The organism is Cellulomonas sp. P2_F12 (assembly GCF_056403775.1).
The window spans coordinates 163616-180548 of sequence record NZ_JBFUEV010000003.1 but is presented as its reverse complement, the minus strand read 5'-3'; the positions used below and the strand labels follow the sequence as shown (position 1 = coordinate 180548).

Here is a 16933-nt window from a genome sequence, read left to right as displayed (position 1 = left end):
GGGCAGGCCCGGTCGCGCCCGGATCAGGTGGTCGGACGATCGGGGATCGGTCGACCGTGATCGTCGTGCGGTCGATCGGTCGGAGGTCGTCCGACCGGTCTGGTCCCGGCCGGCCGCACCCCGGGKGGGGAGGCGGCCGGCCGGAGCCGGGATCAGTTCAGCGCGTCCTCGATGAGCTTGTCCGTCGCAGCGGCAGTCTCCTTGACGTCCGCACCGGTGGCGAGCTTCTGGAAGAAGTCCTCCAGGATGCGGTCACCCTCGACGTCCGCCCACTTCTCGGCGGCCGGCGTGAGCTTGGCGTTGAGGGCGGCGGCGACGGCGGCCTTGGCGTAGACGTCGTCACCCATGGAGGCGGCGTAGTCCGTGTTGCCGGGGATCAGGCCGTTCTGGCCGAGCATGTTCTGGAAGTCCTCCGTGAACATGATCTTCAGCAGGCTCTTGGCCAGCTCCGGGTGCTTGGACTTCGCCGCGATGGCGATGTTCGAGCCACCGGCGAAGCCGTTCGCGTACGAGCCGGCCTCGATGCCCGGCAGCGGGAAGATGCCGGTGTGCTCCTCGTTGCACTTCTGCTGGTCCGCGAGCTTGGCCTTGGCGGCGTCCGACTTGTCGTCAGCGGCGACACCCTGGTTGCACTGCGGCAGGTCGATGCTCCACCGGGCCCACGTCGGCGCGGAGAACATGGCGGCCTGGCCCGCGTTGAACGGGACCCACGGCTCGTTCGAGTCGCTGTCGGCCGGGGCGTGCGTCGCGTTCTTGAAGAGGTCCTGGACCTCCTCGAGACCCTTGATGGACTCGGGCGAGGACAGGGCACCCTTCCAGGTGTCGCCGTCCTTCACCGCGAGGTCGCCACCGTTGGTGTAGATCCACGCGGCGCCGTTGTACCAGTCCTGGCCGGGCAGCCAGAAGCCGGACTGCGTGTCCGTCTGGAGCTTCTTGGCGACCTCGGTGAACTCGGCGAGCGTCGTGGGGACCTCGACGCCGGCCGCCGCGAACGCGTCCTTGTTGTAGAACACGGCACGGGCACCGGAGTAGTACGGAGCGGCGTAGAACTTGTCGTCCGCGCTGCCCGCCGCGACGAAGCCGGGGAGCAGCTTGTCGCCACCGAGCTCGTCGTACATGTCGGTGATGTCGGCGAACGCGCCGGCGTAGGTGAAGGTCGGCGACTGCGTGTTGCCGATCTCGACCACGTCGGGGGTCTGGTCCTCGGAGGCCAGCGCGGTCTGCAGGCGCGGGACCAGGCCGTTCCAGTCCTGCTGCTCGATGACGAGCTTGGAGCCCGGGTTCTCGGACTCGAACGTCGTCGTGAGGTACTCACGCAGCGCGTCCGGGGTGTCCGTGCCGTTGAGCCACAGCTTGATCGTGGCGGGCTCGGGCGTGCCGGCGGGCGTGCTGGCCGAGTCACCGGCGTCGTCGCCGTTGCCGCAGGCCGCGAGCGTGAGCGCGGCCGCCACGCCGACGGCCGCGAAACGTAGGATCTTCACGTTGGGGTTCCTCCCGTGAGCGAGGCGAGCACCGGGTGGCGTCGCCGGGTGGTTCTTCCGACCTGCAGTGGGCCGGCTGGGGGTCGTCACGAGACCCCCAGCTGGCCTGACAGGACCAGGACTGCCGCACCAGCGAGAGCCCCGTCCTCGTCGAGGGATCCCATCCGCAGCGCCAGCCCGTGCCCGATGACGGGCATGGTCCGGGAGCGGACGGTGGCGAGCGCCGAGTCGCGCAGAGGTCCGTCCAGCAGCTCCGGCGGACCGGAGAGCAGGACCTCGGCGAGGTCGAGCGCACTGACGACGGGTGCCAGGGCGATGCCCAGCAACCGTCCGACCGACGCCAGGGCGGCGTCGGAGTCTTCGGGGGACAGACCGACGGTCCGGCGGCGCAGGGCCGGGACGCTGAGCACGGTCTCGAGGCATCCGGAGCGGCCGCACGCGCAGTCGAGCGGGGGCTCGTCGCGCACGTCGCCGTCCACCACGGTGACGTGGCCGATCTCGCCCGCGGCGTGGTGCCGGCCGAGCACGAGCGCGCCGTCGACGACGATGCCCGCTCCGACGCCCTGGCCGATGGTGACGACCATGCAGCCCGACCCGGCGGCGGCGCCGTAGGTGAACTCCCCCAGCGCCCGGGTGTTGGCGTCGTTGGCCACGTGCACCGGCACGCCGAGCGCCCGCGTGAGGTCCGCGGCGAGCGGGAGGTCGTACCAGCCGCGGTTGGGCGCCTGGACGACGGTGCCCGCGAGGTCGATGACACCCGGGGACGCGATGCCGACGCCGATGACCGGGCGGGTCGCCGCGGCCAGCAGCTCGCGGCACAGCTCCTCGACGAGCTCCGCGGCGGCAGCACCCGTGCGGCCCTCGAGGGCGACCGAGCGGCGCACGACCACGCCGCCGACGAGCGTCATCACGGCACCCAGCAGCCGGGAGTCGTCGGTGAGGTCCACCGCGACGATCTGGAAGTCCGACGTCCGCATGCCGACGAGGGTGGCGGGCTTGCCCACCTTGCCCTCGGCGCGGACCCCGAGCTCCTCGACCAGGCCCTCGGCGATCAGGTCCGCCACCAGACCGGACACCGTCACGCGGGTCAGGCCGGTGCTGCGGGCGATGTCGGCGCGGGACGCCGGGCCGATGTGAAACAGGTGGGCGAGCACGAGCGACCGGTTGTGCGCACGAGCGTGCTCGGGCAGCACCTTGCCGGTCGGGCGCAGTGCCCGACCGACTCCGCGTGCTGCCGCGAGGGGCTGCGTGGTCGCTGTCACGTTTGTTAGTAGACCTTCCTTACTAATCGAAGTCAACTCACTTCTGTGACCGTGACCACATCGTGACCGGACGTTCACACCGGGGACTCATCCCGTCATCTCGTTGTGACGTTTCAGTCCGCCCCGGTGGGAACGCGTCCACGCCGATGACGTGCAGCGACGCTCCCACCTGCGGGAACGCCGGGAACAGGCGCCGCGGTCGATGCGTTCGCATGGTCATGGAACTCGGCCTGTACACGTTCGGCGACGTCCACCCCGACCCCGTCACCGGGGCCCAGGTCTCCCCCGGCCAGCGCATCCGGGACGTGCTCGAGCGCGTCCGGCTGGCCGAGGAGGTGGGCCTCGACTACGTCGGGATCGGTGAGCACCACCGCCCGGACTACGCGATCTCCTCGCCGTCCACGGTGATCGCCGCGGCCCTCGCGCAGACGTCCCGGCTCACCGTCGGCAGCGCGGTGACGGTCCTGTCGACCGAGGATCCCGTCCGCGTCTTCCAGCAGTTCGCGACGATGGACCTGCTCTCCGAGGGCCGGGTCGAGCTGCTGGCCGGTCGGGGCTCGTTCATCGAGTCGTACCCGCTGTTCGGGGCATCGCTCGACGACTACGACGAGCTCTACGACGAGAAGATCCAGCTGCTCCTGCGGCTCGACGAGTCGGAGCGCGTGACGTGGAGCGGCCGGTTCCGCTCCGCGCTCGACGACGCCCTGGTCCTCCCCCGCCCGTTCGACCACCCCGGTCGCGGGCAGCACCTGCGGATCGCCGTCGCCACCGGCGGCAACCCCCAGTCGTCGGTGCGCGCGGGCGTGCTCGGGCTGCCCATCAGCTACGCGATCATCGGCGGGCAGCCCGCCCAGTTCGCGCCGCTGGTGGACCTGTACCGGCGCGCGCACGCCGAGTCGGGGCACGAGGCGAGCGACCGCTTCGTCTCCGTCGCGGGCATGGGCTTCTTCGCCGAGGACGGCAAGGCGGCCCGCGACTTCTTCTACCCGTACTGGCTGGAGTCGATGCGCCGGATCTCCTCCGAGCGCGGGTTCCCGATGCCCAACCGCATCTCCTACGAGGCGCAGGCGGCCCGCGGCGGCGCGTACTTCGTCGGCGAGCCCGAGCAGATCGCCGAGCGGATCGTCGCGCTGCACGAGGTCCTGCACCACGACCGGCAGTCGTTCCAGATGGACCTGTCCGGCGTGCCGCAGAAGGAGTCGCTGCGGTCGATCGAGCTGCTCGGCACCCGGGTCGCCCCGCTGGTCCGCGAGGCCCTCGGCTAGCTAGCGGCCCATCCGGCCCGTCTCGAACGCCCACATGGCGAGCTCCACCCGGTTCCGCGCCCCCAGCTTGTCCATGAGGCTGCCGAGGTGCGTCTTCACCGTGCCGAGGCTGATGTGCAGCTCGTCGGCGATCTCCGAGTTGGTCCGCCCCCGCGCCACGGTGAGCAGCACCTCCTCCTCGCGGCCCGTCAGCGGGGCGATCGGCTGCGCCGCGGGCCGCCCGTCGCCGCCGGCCGCGAACGTCGCGAGCAGGCGGACCGTGACGTTCGGGGCGATCAAGGCGTCGCCGGCGGCGGCCGCGTGCACCGCCTGGACCAGCAGCTCGGGCCCCGCGTCCTTGAGCAGGAACCCGCGCGCACCCGCCTTGAGCGCCCCGTGCACGTACTCGTCGAGGTCGAACGTGGTGATGACGACGACCGCCAGCGGGTCCGCGACGTCCGGTCCGGCCAGCCGCCGCGTCGCCTCGATGCCGTCCATCTCGGGCATCCGGATGTCGAGCAGGCACACGTCGGGCCGCAGCTCGCGGGCCAGTGCCACCGCCTGACGCCCGTCGCCGACCTGGGCGACCACCTCGATCCCGGGCTGCGCCGCCAGGATCATGGCCAGGCCGGTCCGCACGATCTCCTGGTCGTCGGCCACCAGCACCCGGATCGTCATCGCGCCGCCCGCTCCTCGGTCGTCATCGCGCCGCCCCGCTCGTCGGTTGTCATCGCGCCGCCCCGACCCTCGGTAGCACGGCCTCGACCGTCCAGCCCCGCTCGGCGCCGGGGCCGGCGTCCAGGGTCCCCCCGAGCAGCGCCGCCCGCTCGGTCATGCCGACGATCCCGTACCCGTACCCGGTCCCGCCCCGCGCCTGGACCTCGCCGTCGTCGGACACCGTCAGGCGCACGCAGTCGTCGTCACCGGCGACGAGCACCCGGATCCGGGAGGCGTGGCGTGCGTGGCGCAGGGCGTTGGTGATCGACTCCTGCGCGAGCCGGTACACGGCGACGCCGACCGCGGGACGCAGGTCGTCCAGCTCCCCGGACAGCTCCAGCTCGACGCGCGGCGGCCCGTCCACGGCCTTGGCCAGCCGCTCGATGTCCGCGATCCCCTGCTGCGGGGCCAGCTCCGCGGCGGCGCCACCGTCGCGCAGCGCGCCGACCATGAGCCGCATCTCGGTCAGCGCCCGCGAGGCCTCGGCCTCGATGAGTCGCAGGGCGTCGACCGCGGCGTCGGGATCGGTGGCCGCCACCACCCGGCCCGCCTGCGCCCGGACGGCGATCGCCGAGACGTGGTGCGCGACCGTGTCGTGCAGCTCCCGCGCGAGCTGCTCGCGCTCCCGCAGGCGCACCTGGTCCTGCTCGCGCAGCCGCGACGTCGCGACGAACCGCACCCAGGCGCCGATCGCGGCCGGTGACAGCAGGAACACGATCTCGAGCACCGCGTCGCCGATGCCGGTCCAGTGCCCGGCGACGCCGAGGGCCAGCGCGACCACCACGACGGCGAGCCCGAGCACGACCTCGCGTCCGCTCCCCCACCTGACCAGCGCGTACGGCACCAGCAGGATGCACGCCGACGTGTACAGGCCCCACTCGCCCGCGCCGGCCACCAGTGCGGCCGCATCGACCACGGCCAGGCCGCCGAACACGACGACCGCGACGGCGAGCGGGTGCGTCCGCCGCCACAGGAGCGCGAGCACGGTGACGACCGCGACGACCGTGGACGCGGCCTTCCACGTCACGTCCTGGCGCTGCACGGTCTCGAGGACCGCGGCCGGCACCAGCAGCCCGACCAGCACCCAGTCCCGCCAGACGCGCGCCGGCGCGCCCGGGGGTCGGGGCGCCGTCCACAGCGGACGGAGGGCGTCGGGGATCACGCAGGCAGCCTAGGCACCGCCCGCACTCCGGCGGGTCGGCCGAACGGCCTACTCCCTAACCCAGCCCAGCGCGCCGCGGTGGCGGACGGAGTCGCTCGCGCACCGGATCCCCTCGGCGAGCGCCACGAGGAACGGCTGACCGGCGGCGAGCGCCGCGGCGGTGGCGCCGTGCAGCACGTCCCCGGCGCCGAGGGTGTCGACGACGTCCGTGGTCTCGACGGTCGGCGGCTCGATCGAGGACCACGAGACGTCGCCGTCGTCCGTCGCGACCCGCACCCGCACCGGACCCGCGCCCGACGAGCGGGCGACCACCCGCGGTCCGATCGCCGCGACCCGCCCGAGCAGCTCGTCCTGCGTCGTCGGCTCCCCCGGGAGCCCGAAGTCCGCCGAGAGCACCGCGTGGTCGACCACCGCCAGCAGGCGGTCCAGCCCCGGCTTCCAGCTGCCGCCGTCGAGCAGGACCGGCACCCCACGTCGACGCGCCTCCGCCGCGAGCGCAGCACCGGCCTCGAGATGGTGCCCGTCGACGAGCACCGCGGTCGCCCCGTCGAGCACGCCGGCCGCCGGCGCGGGCAGGTCGGCGGTGCCGGTCGCGTTGACGGACACGACGGCCCGCTCCCCCGTCGCCGCGGTGACCAGCACGGTCGAGACGGCCGGCGACCCCGGCAGCCCGTCGAGCAGGTCGACCACCTCGACGCCGGCGTTCACGAGCCCGTCGCGGACCAGGTCGGCCACCGGTCCCGCCCCGAGCGCCGTCACGAGCCGGGTGCGGACCCCGAGCGCGACCGCGGTCGCCGCCGCGTTGGCCGCCGGGCCGCCGAACGTCACCTCGAGGCTGCGCGCGACCACCTTCTCGTCGGCACCCGGGAGGCGGTCGACCACCTGCACGACGTCCAGCGTCGCCAGGCCGCAGCACACGAGGAGGGCGCTCATCTCAGGCGACGCGCTCCGCGACGACCGGGCGGTCCACCAGCAGGAACGTCGCGGCACCGAGCACCAGCGCCGCCACGACCACCGCGGGCCAGGCGCCGATGACGTGCCCGAGCAGGTGCGATCCGGCGAAGCAGACGGCCCCGACCAGGACCACGGCGGACACCCGCCACCAGCCGGCGGACCGGGCCCGGACCGCGCACCACACCACGCCCGCCACCAGCACGACGCCGCCGAGGGCGCGCACGTCGGTGAGCTCGGCGACGGCGAAACCGACCACCAGGGTCAGGGCGGCGATGACGGCGGTGGGGACGCGGGACATGCGCCACAACCTAACCGGGCACGATGCCGTCGTCGGACGCGTGGCCACGGACCGCGGTGCGAGCGGTCCCGCCCGCGCAATACGGTGGACCCGGCGCCGTCGCGACCACCGCGCGCGCACCCCGACCCGCTCGAGAGGGAAACACCGTGTCCACGCAGCCCATCGACGCCACGACCACGACCGCCTGGCAGGAGCTGAGCGTCCACGAGTCGACGCTGTCGCCCGACCTGCGCGGCTGGTTCGCCGCCGACCCCGAGCGCGCCACCCGACTCACGCTCCCGCTGGCCGACCTCACGGTCGACCTGTCGAAGAACCTGGTCACCGACGAGACGCTGGCGTTGCTGGTCCGGCTCGCCGACGAGGTCGGGCTGGCCGACCGGCTGCAGGCCATGCTGCGGGGCGACCACATCAACGTGACCGAGGACCGCGCGGTGCTGCACACGGCCCTGCGCCGCCCGCCCGGCGCCTCGCCGTCGCTCGCCGTCGACGGCCAGGACATCGACCGCGACGTGCAGGCCGAGCTGACCAAGATGTTCGCGTTCGCCGACAAGGTCCGCTCCGGCGAGTGGACCGGCGTGACCGGGTCGCGCGTCCGGACCGTCGTCAACATCGGCATCGGCGGCTCCGACCTGGGTCCGGTCATGGCGTACGAGGCGCTCAAGCCGTACGTGCAGGACGGGCTCGAGGTGCGGTTCGTCTCCAACATCGACCCCAGCGACCTCGCGGAGACCGTCAAGGACCTCGACCCGACGACCACGCTGTTCATCGTCGCGTCCAAGACGTTCGGCACCCTCGAGACGCTGACCAACGCGCGCCTGGCCCGCGACTGGCTCTGGGAGCAGCTGCGCACGGCCGACGACGACGAGTCCCGCAACGCCGCCGTCGCCAAGCACTTCGTCGCGGTCTCCACGGCGCTCGACAAGGTCGCCGCGTTCGGCATCGACCCCGCGAACGCGTTCGGCTTCTGGGACTGGGTGGGCGGCCGGTACTCGGTCGACTCGACCATCGGCACGTCGCTGGCCATCGCGATCGGGCCCGACGGCTTCCGCGACTTCCTGGCCGGCTTCCACGCGGTCGACGAGCACGTGGCCACGACGCCGTTCGCGCAGAACGTGCCCGTCCTCATGGGGCTGCTCAACGTCTGGTACGTCAACTTCCTCGGCGCGCACACGCACGCCGTGCTGCCGTACGCGCAGTACCTGCACCGGTTCGCGGCGTACCTGCAGCAGCTGACCATGGAGTCGAACGGCAAGTCTGTCCGCTGGGACGGCACCCCGGTCACCACGCAGACCGGCGAGGTGTTCTGGGGCGAGCCCGGCACCAACGGCCAGCACGCGTTCTACCAGCTCATCCACCAGGGCACGCGGCTGATCCCCGCCGACTTCATCGCCGTCGCCAACCCGGCGCACCCGCTCACCGACGGTGGCGTCGACGTACACGGCCTCTTCCTGGCCAACTTCTTCGCGCAGACCAAGGCCCTGGCGTTCGGCAAGACCGCCGACGAGGTCCGCGCCGAGGGGACCGCCGAGGACATCGTGGCCGCGCGCGTGTTCTCCGGGAACCGCCCGACCACGTCGATCCTGGCCTCGTCGCTCACCCCGAGCGTCCTCGGCCAGCTCATCGCGCTGTACGAGCACATCACGTTCGTGCAGGGCGTCGTGTGGGGCATCGACTCGTTCGACCAGTGGGGTGTCGAGCTGGGCAAGAAGCTCGCGCTCGAGATCGCCCCCGCCGTGCAGGGGGACGCCGCCGCGCTCGCCGCACAGGACCCGTCGACCCGCGCGCTGATCAGCAAGTACCTCGAGCTCCGCGACTGACGAGAACCGCTGCCTCGCACCCGCGCGGCCGGCGGCGCGCGGCTACTCCGCGAAGCGTGCCGAGCGCTCCACGACCACGCCGTGGCCGGCCTCGGCGTCCCACGTGTAGACGGTCTTCCCGTCGATGAGCACGTGCTCGGCGCGTGAGGTCACGTCGAGGGGATCGCCCGACCACACGACGATGTCGCCGTCGAGCCCGGCCGCGAGCGCTCCGACCCGCTCGTGCAGGCGCAGGAACGTCGCCGGGTTCACGGTCAGCGCCTCCAGGGCGGTCTGGCGCGGCAGCCCCTCCTTCACCGCGAGGGTCGCCTGGTGGACCAGGAAGTTGATGGGCACCACGGGGTGGTCGGTGGTGATGGCGACCCGGACGCCCGCGGCGGCGAGCGTGGCCAGGTTGGCGATGGCCCGGTCGCGGAGCTCGACCTTGGACCGGCTGGTGAACATCGGACCGAAGATCACCGGGATGTCGCGCTCGGCGAGGACGTCGGCGATCTTGTGCGCCTCGGTGCCGTGGTTGATGACGAGCCGGTACCCGAACTCGTCGGCCAGCCGCAGGGCCGTCGCGATGTCGTCGTGCCGGTGGGTGTGCTGGTCCCAGGCGAGCTCGCCGTCGAGCACGCGCGCGAGGGTGTCCATCGCCAGGTCCGTCTTGAAAGGCTCGCCCTTGGTCGCCGCCGCCGACCGCGCGGCCCGGTAGTGCTGCGCCCGCGTGAACGCCTCGCGGATGACCAGCGCGGTGCCCAGCCGGGTCGACGGCGTCTGCTTGCGCTCCCCGTACACCCGCTTCGGGTTCTCCCCCAGCGCCGACTTCACGCTCACCGAGGCCGAGATCACCTGCTCGTCGACCGTCCGCCCGCCCCACGCCTTGATGGCCACGGACTGCCCGCCGATCGGGTTGCCCGAGCCCGGCTTCACCACGATCGACGTGACGCCGCCGCTCAGCGCGTCGCGGAACCCCTCGTCGTCGATGTTGATCGCGTCGATCGCGCGGACCGCTGCCGCGTTGGGGGTCGTCATCTCGTTGGTGTCGTTGCCCGCCGCCCCCTCGCCCTCCTCGTGCAGGCCGACGTGCCCGTGCGACTCGACGAACCCCGGCAGGACCCAGCGCCCGGTGGCGTCGACGATCCGCGCGCCGTCGGGGATCTCGACGTCCGCCCCGACCGCCGTGATGCGCCCGTCGACGACGAGCACGGTGCCGCCCTCGATGGGCTCGGAGGCGACGGGCACGACATAGCCGCCGGTCACGGCGACGATCTGCGAGGAGGAGGTCATCGCTCCACCGTATGACGACCGGCGGACGGCCGTCGCGCGCGCCCGAGCGCCCGAGCATGTGCCTATCGACGCCATCGGGCCGAATGAGGTCGATAACGACATGGTCGACGGGTGTCGCGCCGACGGGGGGCCGGCGACCGCCTCGGTCGGACGGGGGCCTCAGCGTCCGTCGGCGGTCGTGAGAGGCTCGGGCCGTGGCTGAGGTGACGCGTGCGCGCGTGGACGCGTGGACCTGGGCGGTGCGGCTGTTCGCCACCCGGTCCGCGGCCGCGGCGGCGTGCCGCGCCGGGCACGTGCGCGTCAACGGCGAGCGCGCCAAGCCCGCGACGATGGTGGTCCCGGGCGACGAGGTGCACGTCCGCGGCGGCGAGCGCGAGCGGATCGTCGTCGTGCAGCGCACGGTGGTGAAGCGGGTCGGCGCGCCGGTGGCGGTGGCCTGCTACCTCGACCGCTCCCCCGCGCCGCTGCCGAAGGAGCACGTGGTCCCGGGCGAGCGGGACCGCGGCGCGGGCCGTCCGACCAAGCGTGACCGGCGCCTGATCCAGCGGCTCAAGGGCCGCTGACCTGCGGCGCGATCCCGAGCCGGCGCGCGAGCGCCATCGAGTCGTACGGCGCGCGGACCTTGGTGTCGTTGTCGAAGTACACGAAGACGTCCCGTCCGGCCGCCGCGGGACCGGGCCCGGCGAGCGTCCGCGCGCCCGCCGGCTCGTCGCCGGCGGCCCACGCCCGGACCTTCGCCGCCCACCGGTCGAGGGACTCGTCGTCGTACCCGCTGGCGTACAGCTCGGTCTCGCCGTGCAGGCGGACGTAGACCAGGTCGGCGGTGACGTCCTCGATCACGGGCCACCGACCGGCCGCGTCCGCGACCACCAGCCCGATGCCGTGCTCCCGGAGCTGCTCGACGAACCGCCGGTCCTCGAAGCTGGCGTGCCGGACCTCGAGGACGTGCCGCAGGGGCCGGTCCTCGTCGGTGCTGGTCAACGCCCGGTCGTCGAGCCGCTCGTCGTGCTCGGTGGCCAGCTCGGCCGCGGCGGCCGTGCTGCGCGGGAGGAGCTCGAAGAAGGCCGCGAGCCGGTCAGGGTGGAAGCCGAGGTTCGGCGGCAGCTGCCACAGGACGGGGCCGAGCTTGGGTCCGAGCGCGAGGACTCCGCTGGCGAAGAAGTTGGCCACCGGCACGCGCACGTCTGCGAGCTTCTTGAGGTGCGTGACGAACCGCGGACCCTTGACCGAGAAGACGAAGTCGTCGGGCGTCTCGGCGACCCAGCTGCGGTAGCTCTCGGGGCGCTGGAGCGCGTAGAACGAGCCGTTGATCTCGATGGAGGTGAGCGCGCGCGACGCGTACTCGAGCTCGCGACGCTGCGGCAGGTCGGCCGGGTAGAACACGCCGCGCCAGGGTGGGTAGCGCCAGCCGGAGATCCCGGTGCGGATCGTCATGCAGGCAGTGTGCCGTGCTTCGTCGCGCGGGGACGGCGGCGCATAGTGGAGGCGTGATCCCCGCGCCGACAGACGAGCACGCGTGGCTCGCGTCGGTCTACCGTCCGGCGGCGCCGGTCGACGTCCGGCTCACCCTCGGGCCGCTGCGGCGCGGTGCGGGCGACCCGGCGTGGTGGTTCGCCCCGGACGGGTCCGTGTGGCAGGCGACGTCGACCCCCGACGGCCCGGCCACCCGGCACCTGGTGCGCCGCGCCGACGGGATCCACGCGACCGCCTGGGGACCGGGCGCCGAGCGTGCCCTGGCCGGCGTGCCCGGGTTGCTGGGCGCCGACGACGACCCCACGGGCTTCGACGCCGCCCTGCACCCGGTCGTCCGCGAGGCCCACCACCGGCTGCCCGGGCTGCGGATCCCGCGGTCGGCGAACGTGCTCGAGGCGCTCGTCCCGGCCGTGCTCGAGCAGCGCGTCGTCGGCCTCGACGCGAAGGCTGCCTGGCGCCGGCTGGTCCTGCAGCACGGCACGCCCGCTCCCGGACCCGCCCCGCGGACGCTGCGGGTGCCCCCGACGGCCGAGACCTGGCGCGCGGTCCCCGTGTGGGACTGGCGACGGGCCGGCGTCGAGGAGCAGCGCGCGGGCACGGTCGCGCGGGCCGCCGCCGTGGCCCACCGGCTCCAGGAGGGCGTCGACCTGCCGATCGACGAGGCGCGGCGACGCCTGCTCACGGTGCGCGGCATCGGCCCGTGGACCGTCGCCGAGATCACGTCGCGCGCGCTGGGTGACGCGGACGCGGTCTCCGTCGGGGACTTCCACCTGGCCCACCTGGTCGGCTGGGCGCTGACGGGCCGGCGTACCGACGACGCCGGGATGCTCCGCCTGCTCGAGCCGTGGGCCGGTCATCGGCAGCGCGTCATCCGCCTGATCGAGATCACCGGCGCGGCGAACGCCCCCCGCTTCGGGCCGCGCGCACCCCGCGCGCGACCGTTGCACTGAGATTGGTCGCCCGCGAGTGTCGATCCGGGCGCACCGGGTTCGTCCAACAGATGACAGCCCGACCTTCCCCGAACCGGAGGACCCATGCGCTTCCTGCTGCTGATCTGTACGGACACCGAGCCCGACACCGACCCCGGCGACGACATCCGCGACTGGGTGGCCGAGAACGACCGGCGCGGCCTGACCGTCGAGGGCGACCGCCTGCGGCCGGTCGAGGACGCCCGCACCGTCCGGGTCCGCTCGGGCAGGCTGCTGGTGACCGAGGGCCCGTTCGCCGAGACGCAGGAGCTCATCGCCGGCTTCGACGTCCTCGAGTGCAAGGACCTCGACGAGGCGCTGGCGCGGGCCGCCGCCCACCCGATGGCCCACGCCGGGCGCATCGAGGTCCGGGCGACCTGGCCGTTGGGGCTCTGAGCACGACCCCGAGTCCAGTTCTCCTGAACGCGAAAGACGTCGACCCCGCAGGGTCGGCCCGCACAGACTGTGCACACCGTCCGCGCCGACCACGTCGGCCGCGCCACATCCTTCCTCCCGCACCCTGAGGTGACCGCTGTGACCGACGAGACCCTGACCACCACCCATCCGCCGTCGGGCGCTGCACCCGAGGACGCCGTGCCGGACAACGGCCCGCGCGACCGCCTGGCCGTGCGCCTGCTGCTCATCTCGACGTTCGTCGTCATCCTCAACGAGACGATCATGGGCGTCGCCCTGCCCCACCTGATGACCGACCTGGACATCCCCGCGAGCACGGCCCAGTGGGTCACCACGGCGTTCATGCTGACGATGGCGGTCGTCATCCCGGTCACCGGCTTCGTGATCCAGCGGTTCACCACGCGGACCACGTTCATCGCCGCGATGACCCTGTTCAGCGTCGGCACGACGATCTGCGCGCTGGCGCCCGGGTTCGGGACGCTCATCGCGGGCCGCGTGGTGCAAGCCGGCGGCACCGCGATCATGCTGCCGCTGCTCATGACCACCGTCATGACCGTCACCCCGCCCGCCAGCCGCGGTCGCACGATGGGCAACATCTCCATCGTCATCTCGGTCGCCCCGGCCATCGGTCCGACGATCTCCGGCCTGGTGCTGAGCGTCCTCGACTGGCGGTGGCTGTTCGCCCTGGTGCTGCCGATCGCGGTCGGCGCCCTCGCGCTGGGTGCCATGCGCCTGCCGAACCTCACCGAGCCCAAGCTCGCGCGCGTCGACGTCGGCTCGGTCATCCTCTCGGCGTTCGCGTTCGGCGGCCTGGTCTACGGGCTCAGCGGGCTCGGCGCCGCGGCCACGACGGGCATCTCGACCGTCACGTGGGTCTCGCTCGGGGTCGGCGCCGTGTCCCTCGCGGTGTTCATCTGGCGCCAGATCCAGCTGCAGAAGGTGGACGACGCCCTGCTCGACCTGCGGACCTTCTCGTCGTCGACGTTCCGCGTCTCGGTCGGCGTCATGGCGATCAGCATGATGTCGCTGTTCGGCACGCTGATCCTGGTCCCGCTGTACGCCCAGACCGTGCTCGGGCTGGAGGCGCTGCAGACGGGCCTGCTCCTGCTGCCCGGCGGCCTGCTCATGGGCGTCCTCGCGCCGAGCGTCGGGCGCGCCTACGACCGGTACGGCCCGCGGCCGTTGCTGGTGCCGGGAGCCGTCGTGGTCAGCGCCGGCGCCTGGGGCTTCACGATGCTGGGCACGACGAGCTCGTCGTGGCTGCTGCTGGCGTCCCACGTGCTGCTCAGCATCGGTCTCGCGCTGATGTTCACGCCGCTGTTCACCTCCGCGCTCGGGTCGCTGCCCGCGCACCTGTACTCGCACGGCAGCGCGGTCGTCGGCACGGTCCAGCAGGTCGCCGGTGCGGCGGGGACGGCGCTGTTCATCACGGTCCTCACGGCCCAGAGCGCCACGCTCGCGGCCGGCGGCGCGGACGTCCTCGACGCCACCGCCGGGGGCATCCACTCGGCGTTCCTGGTGGGCGCGTTCATCTCGCTCGCGGCCATCCCGGCGGCGTTCTTCGTGCGGGCGGCCCCGTCGCCGCACGGCTCCCCGGACGAGGCGTCGGACGAGATCCTGGCGGGTGAGGCGGCGCAGGTCGTCTAGCACTGGCTACGCTGGTGGCCCCCGGTGGATCCGACGCCGGGGGCCGCCGCAGCACCCCAGGAGGACGTCCCATGAGCTACCCGGTGATCGAGCGTCGCGAGGGGTCCAGCGCCCCCGGCGGCCGCGCCCTGGCCGTCGTCTTCCCGGCCATCCTGTTCCTGCTCGGGCTCGCGCTGTTCACGGTGGCCTTCAACGTCGGCGACTGGGGCCCGTGGGTCTTCGCCGGCGGCATCCTGTCGATCACGCTGGCCTTCGCCATCCCCACGACGATCCTGCCGGCCCTCGAGGACCGCTGACCGTCAGTCGGCCCGGCGCCACCACCGGCGCCGCACGGTCGGCTCGACCGGCTCCACCACCGGCGCCGCCGGCGTCCGCCGCGCGTGCCACTGCCTGACCTCGAGCTCCACGTCGCGCAGCGGGGTGACCACGGGCGGGCCGCCCATCAGCTGCCGTCGCGCGGAGACGATCCGCGCGTTGAACTCCGCCAGCGCCTCGCGCACGTCCTTCTCGGACCGCAGCCCGTCGAGCCGCCCGACCAGCGCCGCGTCGTCCTTGCGCAGCTGGATCGCCTCGGGCAGGACGCCCGTGATCTGCTCGCGGGCGATCAGCGCCTTGAGCCACCAGTCCGGGTCGTGCTGGGTGCCGATGCCGGGGATCGGCTTGCCGGCCAGCGGCAGGTCGTCGAACTCCCCGCGGGCGATCGCCTGGTCGATCACCACGTCGACCCACAGGTGCCGGTTCTCCATCCGACCGACGGCCTGTGGGGGGCCGTCTGCCGCGTCGGGCGCTCCGTCGCGTGCGGCGTCGCGGTCGGCCCGGTACCGGGCCGCGTCACGCACGGGGTCGTGCTCGGTCATCGTCACCTCCGCGGGGCTCGTGGGTCCCAAACTACGTCGAGGCACCCCACCGCGGCAGCCGGAGCTCGGCCCTCAGCCCCCCGAGGTCGGCATCGCCGAGCACCACGTCCCCGCCCTGCTCCCGGGCGATCTCACGGGCGATCGCGAGCCCGAGCCCGCTGCCGCCCGCGTCCCGCTCGCGGGCCTCGTCGAGCCGCACGAACCTCTCGAACACCCGCTCCCGGTCGCCCGGGGCGAGCCCGGCGCCGTCGTCGTCCACCCGCACCCGGCCGTCGGCCACCACCACCTCGACCTGGTCGACGGCGTGCCGCGCGGCGTTGTCGACGAGGTTGCGCAGCACCCGTCCGACTGCCATGGCATCCCCCCGGGCGTGCCCCGCCCCCGACACGGTGACGGCCACCGCCCCACCGGGCCGGACCACGTCGCGGGCCACGGCGAGCAGGTCGAGCTCCTCGTGCACCAGCGGCGTCGAACCCACGCGGGCGAGCAGCAGCAGGTCGTCCACCAGCACCTGCATACGCAGCACCTCGCCCTCGAGGTCGGCCGCGAGCTCCTCGGTCCCGTAGGAGGTCGGGTGTGCTCGCGCGACCTCGATGCTCGTGCGCAGGGCGGCCAGCGGGGACCGGAGCTCGTGCGCGGCGTCCGCGACGAACGCCCGCTGCCGGGCCGCGCCGGCCTCGAGCCGGTCGAGCATCGAGTTCAGCGTGCGGGCCAGCGCCCCGAGCTCGTCGTCCCGGTCGGGCACCGGCAGCGACCCCGGTCCGCCCGACGACGCGACCTGGGCGGCCCCCCGGCGCAGCTCCTCCACCGGCCGCAGCGCACGGCCGAGGATCACCCACACCACGAGGGCGAGGGTCAGGGTGAGCAGCGGCACGACGACCACGAGCGCCAGGCGGAGCGCGTCGAGCACGCCCTGCACCTCGGTGAGCGGCACGCTCGCGACGACCGTCGCCGGCTCGCCCCGGTAGGTGGTGGGCTGCACGGCGACCCGCGCGACGTCGTCGTACGCGCTCTGCTCCGTGGTCGAGACGCCGCTGAGCCCCGCCAGCTCGCCGATCGGGAGCACCGGCAGGGTCCGGCTCGCGTTCGGGGACGTGGCCAGCACCGCACCGTCGGCGTCGATCAGCTGCACGATCTCGCCCGGCTCGGCCACCGGGAGCGTGCCGGGCAGCCGGTCGTCCGACGCCAGTGCCGCCACGGTCGCCGCGCGCTCGCGGACCACGTCGGACAGGACGTCCACCCGGGTGCTCCGCAGGACGACCGTGAGCGCGACCGCGCCCACGACGAGCGCCACGCACAGCGCGCCCGACGCGAGCACGGTGAGCCGCAACCGCAGGGACGCGCCCCGACGGACGCCGGCGGGCACC

The 16933-nt window shown here is 73.6% G+C and carries 17 protein-coding genes; 7 read left to right on the top strand and 10 right to left on the bottom strand.

Features of this window, described 5'->3' with window-relative positions; translation table 11 throughout:
• Positions 1–152: 152 nt before the first annotated feature.
• On the bottom strand, positions 153–1481 hold the full coding sequence (locus AC1DWH_RS08915; RefSeq protein WP_477093383.1) for an extracellular solute-binding protein: 1329 nt from the start codon (positions 1479–1481) through the stop codon (positions 153–155).
• Positions 1482–1567: 86 nt separating this feature from the next.
• Complete coding sequence (locus AC1DWH_RS08910) at positions 1568–2743, bottom strand: ROK family transcriptional regulator (RefSeq protein ID WP_477093382.1); 1176 nt, start codon at positions 2741–2743, stop codon at positions 1568–1570.
• 218 nt (positions 2744–2961) lie between these two features.
• Between AC1DWH_RS08910 and AC1DWH_RS08905 the strand changes: the two genes are divergently transcribed.
• Positions 2962–4008, top strand: a complete 1047-nt coding sequence (locus tag AC1DWH_RS08905) for an LLM class flavin-dependent oxidoreductase (protein WP_456844608.1) — start codon at positions 2962–2964, stop codon at positions 4006–4008.
• Here AC1DWH_RS08905 and AC1DWH_RS08900 read toward each other — a convergent pair whose 3' ends face one another.
• The 4 genes from AC1DWH_RS08900 to AC1DWH_RS08885 are packed head-to-tail and all read right to left on the bottom strand — an operon-like array spanning position 4009 to position 7118.
• Positions 4009–4665: a response regulator gene (locus AC1DWH_RS08900; RefSeq protein WP_477093381.1), complete on the bottom strand. Its 657-nt coding sequence runs from the start codon at positions 4663–4665 to the stop codon at positions 4009–4011.
• Between the two features lie 49 nt (positions 4666–4714).
• Entirely contained in the window at positions 4715–5866 is a 1152-nt protein-coding gene (locus AC1DWH_RS08895) for a sensor histidine kinase (RefSeq protein WP_477093380.1), read from the bottom strand.
• A gap of 48 nt (positions 5867–5914) precedes the next feature.
• Positions 5915–6799, bottom strand: a complete 885-nt coding sequence (locus AC1DWH_RS08890; RefSeq protein WP_477093379.1) for a PfkB family carbohydrate kinase — start codon at positions 6797–6799, stop codon at positions 5915–5917.
• 1 nt (position 6800) lies between these two features.
• Positions 6801–7118, bottom strand: a complete 318-nt coding sequence (locus tag AC1DWH_RS08885; protein WP_477093378.1) for a hypothetical protein — start codon at positions 7116–7118, stop codon at positions 6801–6803.
• Between the two features lie 146 nt (positions 7119–7264).
• On the opposite strand from AC1DWH_RS08885, the gene pgi reads away from it, so the two are divergent.
• On the top strand, positions 7265–8935 hold the full coding sequence (pgi, locus tag AC1DWH_RS08880) for a glucose-6-phosphate isomerase (protein ID WP_477093377.1): 1671 nt from the start codon (positions 7265–7267) through the stop codon (positions 8933–8935).
• Positions 8936–8977: 42 nt separating this feature from the next.
• Here pgi and AC1DWH_RS08875 read toward each other — a convergent pair whose 3' ends face one another.
• Entirely contained in the window at positions 8978–10207 is a 1230-nt protein-coding gene (locus AC1DWH_RS08875) for an amidohydrolase (RefSeq protein WP_477093376.1), read from the bottom strand.
• Positions 10208–10401: 194 nt separating this feature from the next.
• On the opposite strand from AC1DWH_RS08875, the gene AC1DWH_RS08870 reads away from it, so the two are divergent.
• Positions 10402–10770 carry an RNA-binding S4 domain-containing protein gene (locus AC1DWH_RS08870; RefSeq protein WP_477093375.1) on the top strand — a complete coding sequence of 123 codons (369 nt, stop codon included), beginning with the start codon at positions 10402–10404 and terminating at the stop codon, positions 10768–10770.
• On the opposite strand, the gene AC1DWH_RS08865 is transcribed toward AC1DWH_RS08870, so the two are convergent.
• Positions 10757–11641 (bottom strand): DUF72 domain-containing protein, encoded by an 885-nt coding sequence (locus tag AC1DWH_RS08865; protein ID WP_477093374.1) that lies wholly within the window; start codon positions 11639–11641, stop codon positions 10757–10759. The two genes, AC1DWH_RS08870 and AC1DWH_RS08865, sit on opposite strands and share 14 nt — an antisense overlap.
• 53 nt (positions 11642–11694) lie before the next feature.
• Between AC1DWH_RS08865 and AC1DWH_RS08860 the strand changes: the two genes are divergently transcribed.
• The 4 genes from AC1DWH_RS08860 (at position 11695) to AC1DWH_RS08845 (ending at position 15005) form a co-directional block, all read left to right on the top strand.
• Positions 11695–12630 (top strand): DNA-3-methyladenine glycosylase family protein, encoded by a 936-nt coding sequence (locus AC1DWH_RS08860; protein ID WP_477093373.1) that lies wholly within the window; start codon positions 11695–11697, stop codon positions 12628–12630.
• Between the two features lie 84 nt (positions 12631–12714).
• Entirely contained in the window at positions 12715–13044 is a 330-nt protein-coding gene (locus tag AC1DWH_RS08855; RefSeq protein WP_477093372.1) for a YciI family protein, read from the top strand.
• 138 nt (positions 13045–13182) lie between these two features.
• Positions 13183–14709 (top strand): MDR family MFS transporter, encoded by a 1527-nt coding sequence (locus AC1DWH_RS08850; RefSeq protein WP_477093371.1) that lies wholly within the window; start codon positions 13183–13185, stop codon positions 14707–14709.
• Between the two features lie 71 nt (positions 14710–14780).
• Complete coding sequence (locus AC1DWH_RS08845) at positions 14781–15005, top strand: hypothetical protein (RefSeq protein ID WP_456844620.1); 225 nt, start codon at positions 14781–14783, stop codon at positions 15003–15005.
• 3 nt (positions 15006–15008) lie between these two features.
• Here the strand turns inward: AC1DWH_RS08845 and AC1DWH_RS08840 are convergent, their stop codons facing one another.
• Together AC1DWH_RS08840 and AC1DWH_RS08835 are read right to left on the bottom strand one after the other, a co-directional pair.
• Positions 15009–15566 carry a DnaJ family domain-containing protein gene (locus AC1DWH_RS08840; RefSeq protein ID WP_477093370.1) on the bottom strand — a complete coding sequence of 186 codons (558 nt, stop codon included), beginning with the start codon at positions 15564–15566 and terminating at the stop codon, positions 15009–15011.
• A gap of 31 nt (positions 15567–15597) precedes the next feature.
• Positions 15598–16932, bottom strand: coding sequence for a sensor histidine kinase (locus tag AC1DWH_RS08835; RefSeq protein ID WP_477093369.1), 1335 nt, complete (start codon positions 16930–16932; stop codon positions 15598–15600).
• Position 16933: the final 1 nt, after the last annotated feature.

What these genes read in the sequence shown, in the direction of transcription:
- AC1DWH_RS08905 (WP_456844608.1), top strand. Translation starts at nt 2,962, where the DNA reads ATGGAACTCGGCCTGTACACGTTCGGCGACGTCCACCCCGACCCCGTC.
- AC1DWH_RS08900 (WP_477093381.1), bottom strand. Translation starts at nt 4,665, where the DNA reads ATGACGATCCGGGTGCTGGTGGCCGACGACCAGGAGATCGTGCGGACC.
- AC1DWH_RS08890 (WP_477093379.1), bottom strand. Translation starts at nt 6,799, where the DNA reads ATGAGCGCCCTCCTCGTGTGCTGCGGCCTGGCGACGCTGGACGTCGTG.
- AC1DWH_RS08885 (WP_477093378.1), bottom strand. Translation starts at nt 7,118, where the DNA reads ATGTCCCGCGTCCCCACCGCCGTCATCGCCGCCCTGACCCTGGTGGTC.
- AC1DWH_RS08875 (WP_477093376.1), bottom strand. Translation starts at nt 10,207, where the DNA reads ATGACCTCCTCCTCGCAGATCGTCGCCGTGACCGGCGGCTATGTCGTG.
- AC1DWH_RS08865 (WP_477093374.1), bottom strand. Translation starts at nt 11,641, where the DNA reads ATGACGATCCGCACCGGGATCTCCGGCTGGCGCTACCCACCCTGGCGC.
- AC1DWH_RS08855 (WP_477093372.1), top strand. Translation starts at nt 12,715, where the DNA reads ATGCGCTTCCTGCTGCTGATCTGTACGGACACCGAGCCCGACACCGAC.
- AC1DWH_RS08845 (WP_456844620.1), top strand. Translation starts at nt 14,781, where the DNA reads ATGAGCTACCCGGTGATCGAGCGTCGCGAGGGGTCCAGCGCCCCCGGC.
- AC1DWH_RS08840 (WP_477093370.1), bottom strand. Translation starts at nt 15,566, where the DNA reads ATGACCGAGCACGACCCCGTGCGTGACGCGGCCCGGTACCGGGCCGAC.